The following is a 6,507-nucleotide window of genomic DNA, read 5'->3' on the forward strand; positions in this document are numbered from 1 at the left end:
TACCTGAACGCATATGCTTATCTCCATGGTCGAGGTTCACACGCGGGTGACGGTGATCGTGGACCTCGTCGGGTCGCGTCGCCACGGTGATCGCGCCTGGGTGCACCGGGTGTTCACGCAGGCCCTGGCGGCGGTCAACGACGCGGTACCTGCCGAGCAACCCCTCGAGCCGACACTGGGTGATGAGGCCCAGGCCCGGTACCGCACGGTCGAGGAGGCCTTGCGGGCCACCCTGCTGCTCCGTCTGGAGCTGCCCGAGGCGCTCGATGCGCGGGCCGGGATCGGGGTGGGGGCCGTGCAGCACCTGGGAACGGGTGTGGTGGGGCTGCTCCAGGACGGCCCCGGATGGTGGGCGGCACGCGACGCCATCGACGAGGCGAAGGCCCGCGAGACCGCGCGGGACCGGACGCTGCGCACCTGGTTCGTCGTCGCGCCGGACGCACCCGCCGACCCGGACCGCCCCGACCAGGCGTACGTCGACGCGTTCCTGCTGCTGCGCGACGAGATCGTGACGGGCATGCCGGTCCGTTCCCGTCGCCTCCTGCGCGGTGTGCTCGACGGACGCACCCAGGCCGAGCTGGCCGAGCGGGAGGGCATCAGCCCCTCCGCGGTCTCGCAGAACCTGCGTCGCAGCGGCGCCTACGCCGTGCTGCACGCCCACGCGCTGCTGCTCCAGGGAGCGGTGGCCGGCCCCGACCCTCAGTAGCCGGTGAGTGCGGCGAGCAGGAAGAACGGCACCGAGGCGCCCGCGAGGCGCATCGCCACCCTCACCCAGTGGTACTTGCGCGCCACGATCCTCGACAGCTCGTAGAGCTGGTGCCGGGTGCGGGCGGGCAGCGTCGGCGGGTGGGCGTCGAGGGTCTCGTCCAGGTCGTCACGGGAGGCGAAGGCCGCCACGTGCCCCCAGTAGTACACGTGCGCCGACGGCGGGGGAACGGTGAAGCGAGGCCAGACCGCGCACGCGGCAGCACCGACGGACCCGCCCGCGAGCAGTGCGCCCACGGTCCAGACGACGCGTCCGAACGGCTCGAGCTCCGCCGGGCTCCAGTCCCGGGCCAGCAGGCCCGCGAGCAGCGCACCGAAGCCGATGCCGAGGACGGCCAGCACCATGGACGCCTTGTGGTCGGCGGCGCCCACCTCGTTGCGGGCCTCGGCGAGGATGCTGAGCTCGACCTCCAGCGGCCCGGCCCCGACCGCTCTGTCGTGGTCGGGCGCGGTGACGTCGGCGGGCTCGGGCGCAGGCGAAGGCGCGTCGCCGGTGGTCGGGCGTCGGCTGACGTCGTCGGTCGCATCGGTCATGGCATCTCCTCGCGCGCCATCGTGCCACGGGGTGGCGACACCCCACCGCATAATCAAGCCTCAGTCCTTGATTCACATGAATCAAGGCTCATGGGTTGATAGACTGCATCCATGTACGCCCTCACCATCGACCAGCGGGGGAGCCGGCTGTCCGACGACGGGGTGCCGGGGCTCCTCGACCTCCTCGCCGGCGCCGAGACCGTCCGCGCATTCGAGCGCACCGTGGGCGACGAGGTCCAGGGCCTCGTCTCGGTGCCGGACGTCGCGGTCGAGGTGGTCACCCAGGTGGCCCGCACCGGCCGCTGGTGGATCGGGGTGGGGGTCGGGGACGTCGACTCGCCGACACCGCCCTCGGTCCGCGCCGCTCGGGGTCCAGCGCTCTTCGCGGCTCGGATCGCGGTCGAGCGAGCAGCACGGTGCACCGCGGGCGTGGCGCTGGAGGCGGGTGAGGGTCGCGACGCCCAGGACGCCCTCGACGCCGAGACCGTCCTGCAGGTGCTGGGCCGGCTCGTCGTGGACCGGTCGCCGGACGGCCAGGAGGCGGTCGACGAGGTGCGGCGCCACGCCACGCAGCGAGCAGCCGCCGAGCAGCTCGGCATCTCGCCCCAGGCCATGAGCGCTCGCCTGCAGGTCGCGCGTCGCGACGACGAGGACCGCCTACGCGCCCTGGCCGTCCGACTGCTCGCCCGCGCCGACGCCGCGACCTCCTGACCGGGTGTCGGTGGCAGCCGGGGACGGGGTCGCAGACCCCGGTCGTAGGATCAGCCCATGCCCAGCGAGACCCCCGAGAGCCGTCCTGCCCCGACGCCGGAGCCCGGCGTCGACATCAAGCCCCGCAGCCGCGACGTCACCGACGGCTTGGAGAAGACCGCCGCGCGCGGCATGCTGCGTGCCGTCGGCATGGGCGACGACGACTGGGTGAAGCCGCAGATCGGCGTCGCGTCGAGCTGGAACGAGATCACGCCCTGCAACCTCTCGCTCGACCGGCTCGCCAAGTCCGTGAAGACCGGCGTGCACGCCGCGGGCGGGTACCCGCTCGAGTTCGGCACCATCAGCGTCTCCGACGGCATCAGCATGGGTCACGAGGGCATGCACTTCTCGCTGGTGAGCCGCGAGGTGATCGCCGACTCCGTCGAGACGGTCATGATGGCCGAGCGACTCGACGGCTCCGTGCTGCTGGCCGGCTGCGACAAGAGCCTGCCCGGCATGCTCATGGCCGCCGCCCGGCTCGACCTCTCCAGCGTGTTCCTCTACGCCGGCTCGATCATGCCGGGCAACGTCGACGGCAAGGACGTCACGATCATCGACGCCTTCGAGGCCGTCGGCGCCTGCATGCGCGGTCTCATCACCCGCGAGGAGGTCGACCGCATCGAACGGGCGATCTGCCCGGGCGAGGGCGCGTGCGGCGGCATGTACACCGCCAACACGATGGCCTCGGCCGCCGAGGCGCTCGGCATGAGCCTGCCCGGCTCGGCCGCCCCGCCGGCGCCCGACCGCCGTCGTGACGACTACGCCGAGAAGTCCGGCGAGGCCGTCGTCGAGCTGCTGCGTCGCGGCATCACCGCACGCGACATCATGACGCTCGAGGCGTTCGAGAACGCCATCACCGTCGTCATGGCGCTCGGCGGCTCCACCAACGCCGTGCTGCACCTGCTCGCGATCGCCCGCGAGGCCGGCGTCCCGCTCACGCTCGACGACTTCAACCGGGTCGGGGACAAGGTGCCCCACCTGGGCGACCTCAAGCCCTTCGGCCGCTACGTCATGAACGACGTCGACAAGGTCGGCGGCATCCCCGTGATCATGAAGGCGCTGCTCGACGCGGGGCTCATGCACGGCGACGTCATGACGGTCACCGGTCGCACCATGGCCGAGAACCTGGCTGACATCGACCTGGGTCTGGACGGCGACATCATCCGCCCGCTCGACGCACCGATCCACAAGACGGGCGGCCTCACGATCCTGCGCGGCTCGCTCGCGCCCGAGGGAGCCGTGGTCAAGAGCGCCGGCTTCGACTCCGACGTCTTCACCGGGACGGCGCGGGTCTTCGACGGCGAGCGCGCCGCCATGGACGCGCTGGAGGACGGCACCATCGCCGCCGGCGACGTCGTGGTCATCCGCAACGAGGGTCCGAAGGGCGGTCCGGGCATGCGGGAGATGCTCGCGATCACCGGCGCCATCAAGGGCGCAGGCCTGGGCAAGGACGTCCTGCTGCTCACCGACGGCCGCTTCTCCGGCGGCACGACCGGCCTGTGCGTCGGGCACGTGGCGCCCGAGGCGGTCGACGGTGGACCGATCGCCTTCGTGGCCGACGGCGACCCGATCACGCTCGACGTCGCCAACCGGACCCTCGAGGTGGAGATCGACGACGACGAGCTCGAGCGTCGCAAGGTCGGCTGGGAGCCCATGGCCCCGAAGTACACGTCCGGCGTGCTCGCCAAGTACCGCAAGCTGGTCAGCTCCGCGGCGCACGGCGCCGTCACCGGGTAGCAGGAGTGGCCGACTTCACCGACGAGGAGCTCGCCACCGCCCTGAAGGTGCTCGGTGAGGCGCAGCACCTCACCGAGGACGACGCGTCGTACGTCGCGCTGCGTCGTGCCTGCGGTCGGTTCTACAAGGACGTCAAGAAGCAGCGTCGCAAGGCGGCGCGGGACGCGACGGCCGCAGCCGATCGTGAAGTCGTGGAGCGGACCGCCACTGGCTCGGCGCAGCGCATCGACGACGAGACCGCCGGGATCGCCCTGACGTCCACGGCCCGCGGAGCGACCGCCGGGGTCCTGCAGGTGCCTCGCGGCTGCTACGTCTGCAAGCGCAAGTTCACGCTGGTCGACGCGTTCTACCACCAGCTCTGCCCGGAGTGCGCGGCCCTGAGCCACGCCAAGCGGGATGCGCGCACCGACCTCACGGGGCGTCGGGCGCTGCTGACCGGCGGTCGCGCGAAGATCGGCATGTACATCGCGCTGCGGCTGCTGCGCGACGGCGCCGAGACCACGATCACGACCCGGTTCCCGCGCGACGCGGTGCGGCGATTCGCCGGGCTGCCCGACAGCGCCGACTGGATGCACCGGCTCCGCGTGGTGGGCATCGACCTGCGTGACCCGGCACAGGTGGTCGGGCTGGCCGACGACCTCGCGTCCCGTGGTCACCTCGACATCCTCATCAACAACGCGGCGCAGACCGTCCGTCGCTCGCCGGGCGCTTACGGTCCTCTGGCGGAGGCGGAGGACGCCCCGCTCCCGCCCGGGCTGACCTACGAGACAGGCGGACCCGAGCTCGTCACGTTCGGCCACACGAGCGACCTGCACCCCGCCGCACTCGTCGGCTCGGTCGAGTCGCACCCCGTGCTGGCCGGCGACGCCTCGACGGCGGACGCGCTCACCGAGCGGACCCATCGTCTGGAGCAGGCGCTCACCGCGGGGTCGGCCGACCTCAGCCGGATCGACGCCGGGGGACTGGTGCCCGACGTCGTCGACACGAACAGCTGGGTGCAGACCGTCTCGGAGGTCGACGCGCTGGAGCTGCTCGAGGTCCAGCTGTGCAACCAGACGGCGCCGTTCCTGCTGATCAGCCGCCTGCGGCCTGCGCTCGCGGCCTCTCCCGCGCGGCGCACGTACGTCGTGAACGTCTCGGCGATGGAAGGACAGTTCTCCCGGCGGTACAAGGGACCCGGGCACCCCCACACGAACATGAGCAAGGCCGCGCTCAACATGCTCACGCGCACGAGCGCGGGCGAGATGCTGGAGTCCGACGGCATCCTCATGACCGCGGTCGACACCGGCTGGATCACCGACGAACGGCCGCACACCACGAAGGTCCGCCTGGCGGAGGAGGGCTTCAAGGCTCCCCTCGACCTGGTCGACGGTGCGGCGCGCGTGTACGACCCGATCGTGCGGGGCGAGGCGGGCGAGGACGTGCACGGCGTCTTCCTCAAGGACTACGACGTCTCACCCTGGTGAGCGTGGTCGGACGGTCCACTTGACCTAGGTCATGGACTTCGCCGGCTTTGGTCCCGGAAAGATCCGCGGAGCGGCGTCAGCGTCCTGGGGCGCCCTACTCTCCAAGAGCGGAGAGCAGGGGAGGGCCGCCATGTCGAGCAGGTCGAGGTTCGGTCGGGGCGTCGGACGCCTGGGTCGGGTGGTCGTGGTCGTGGTCGCACCCGTCCTCGTGGCAGTGGCGCTGGTGGCTGGCCCCGCGGCGGCCGACGACTCCGGGGCAAACCTTGCGGGACGGCTCGTCCAGGCCGACGGCAGCGCCTGGGACGCCACGCCGTGGACGGTCACGGCCGTCCCCGTCGACGGTGCCGGTGACCAGGTCGACACCGCTGTCGCGAGCGACGGCTCCTACCGACTGGCCGGCGTCCGTGACGGCCGCTACCGGATCCGCGCCGTCCCGGCCGAGGAGAGGTCGGGCATCCCCGCCATGTGGCTCGGCGGGACGCTGCGCGAGGACGAGGCCACGGTCGTGGACGTCCGTGCGGGTCGTGACCTCGACGGACTCGACGTCGTCCGGTTCGACGGCAGCAACCTCCCGCGCCGAGCCACCGCCACCTGGCGGCCCTACGTCAAGGGCACGCCGAAGGTGGGATGGACGCTCACGGCGGACCCGCAGGAGTGGACGGTCGAGGACGACTGGTTCGGTGGACCGATGCCGGTCACCGACGACCTGTTCACCTTCCAGTGGCTCGCCGACGGCAGGCCCGTCGCCGGGGCCACGGATCGCACCTTCGCGCCCACGGCGAGCCAGCTCGGGCGCTCGCTCTCGGTCCGCGTCGGGGTGGACCTGCCCAACACGACCACGTCGAACGACACGAGCGCGAGCACCGCGGTGGTCGTGCAGGGCCGCAACGCCCCTTGCTCGCGGGTCACCCTGACCGGCAAGGCCAAGGTCGGCCGCACCCTCGTCGCCAGTCGGTCGCGGTGCTGGGCCGCGCCGGGGACCAAGGTCACCCACGTCTGGTACGCCGACGGTCGTCGGGTGGCGACCACGACCAGCCCTCGCCTGACGCTGCGCAAGAAGCTCCGCGGTGACCGGGTGAGCGTCCGCGTGGTCGCCACCGCCCCGGGCTACGCCAAGGCCACGGTGCGCACGACGACGCGCAAGGTCCGCTGACGCGGTGCCGCCCCCGGCCGGGGGTTCCGGGCCGTGGGTGGAAGAGGGCCCGGCGGGGGTTCCGGGCCGTGGGCGGAAGAGGGCCCGGCGGGGGTTCCGGGC

6 protein-coding genes are annotated in these 6,507 nt (G+C 72.3%); 5 read left to right on the forward strand and 1 reads right to left on the reverse strand.

Features of this window, described 5'->3' with window-relative positions; genetic code table 11:
- Positions 1-25 precede the first annotated feature (25 nt).
- Positions 26-706: a transcriptional regulator gene (locus tag ASF38_RS14140; protein WP_056576798.1), complete on the forward strand. Its 681-nt coding sequence runs from the start codon at positions 26-28 to the stop codon at positions 704-706.
- On the opposite strand, the gene ASF38_RS14145 is transcribed toward ASF38_RS14140, so the two are convergent.
- The gene (locus ASF38_RS14145) at positions 700-1,299 is read right to left on the reverse strand and encodes a Pycsar system effector family protein (RefSeq protein WP_056576801.1); all 600 of its coding nucleotides are present in this window, start codon (positions 1,297-1,299) and stop codon (positions 700-702) included. The genes ASF38_RS14140 and ASF38_RS14145 overlap by 7 nt on opposite strands.
- A gap of 111 nt (positions 1,300-1,410) precedes the next feature.
- Between ASF38_RS14145 and ASF38_RS14150 the strand changes: the two genes are divergently transcribed.
- The 4 genes from ASF38_RS14150 to ASF38_RS14165 all read left to right on the forward strand — a co-directional run bounded on the left by ASF38_RS14150 (position 1,411) and on the right by ASF38_RS14165 (position 6,405).
- Positions 1,411-2,010, forward strand: a complete 600-nt coding sequence (locus tag ASF38_RS14150) for a hypothetical protein (RefSeq protein WP_056576804.1) — start codon at positions 1,411-1,413, stop codon at positions 2,008-2,010.
- Positions 2,011-2,067: 57 nt separating this feature from the next.
- Positions 2,068-3,786 carry a dihydroxy-acid dehydratase gene (gene ilvD / locus ASF38_RS14155; RefSeq protein WP_056554059.1) on the forward strand — a complete coding sequence of 573 codons (1,719 nt, stop codon included), beginning with the start codon at positions 2,068-2,070 and terminating at the stop codon, positions 3,784-3,786.
- A gap of 5 nt (positions 3,787-3,791) precedes the next feature.
- Complete coding sequence (locus ASF38_RS14160) at positions 3,792-5,252, forward strand: SDR family NAD(P)-dependent oxidoreductase (RefSeq protein ID WP_056576807.1); 1,461 nt, start codon at positions 3,792-3,794, stop codon at positions 5,250-5,252.
- A 130-nt stretch (positions 5,253-5,382) separates the two neighbouring features.
- Positions 5,383-6,405, forward strand: coding sequence for a hypothetical protein (locus ASF38_RS14165; RefSeq protein ID WP_055967174.1), 1,023 nt, complete (start codon positions 5,383-5,385; stop codon positions 6,403-6,405).
- Positions 6,406-6,507: the final 102 nt, after the last annotated feature.

The organism is Aeromicrobium sp. Leaf272, from assembly GCF_001422865.1.
Lineage (GTDB): Bacteria > Actinomycetota > Actinomycetes > Propionibacteriales > Nocardioidaceae > Aeromicrobium.

Coding starts and splice junctions, on each gene's coding strand:
- ASF38_RS14150 (WP_056576804.1), top strand. CDS start 1,411: ATGTACGCCCTCACCATCGACCAGCGGGGGAGCCGGCTGTCCGACGAC.
- ASF38_RS14140 (WP_056576798.1), top strand. CDS start 26: ATGGTCGAGGTTCACACGCGGGTGACGGTGATCGTGGACCTCGTCGGG.
- ASF38_RS14165 (WP_055967174.1), top strand. CDS start 5,383: ATGTCGAGCAGGTCGAGGTTCGGTCGGGGCGTCGGACGCCTGGGTCGG.
- ASF38_RS14145 (WP_056576801.1), bottom strand. CDS start 1,299: ATGACCGATGCGACCGACGACGTCAGCCGACGCCCGACCACCGGCGAC.
- ilvD (WP_056554059.1), top strand. CDS start 2,068: ATGCCCAGCGAGACCCCCGAGAGCCGTCCTGCCCCGACGCCGGAGCCC.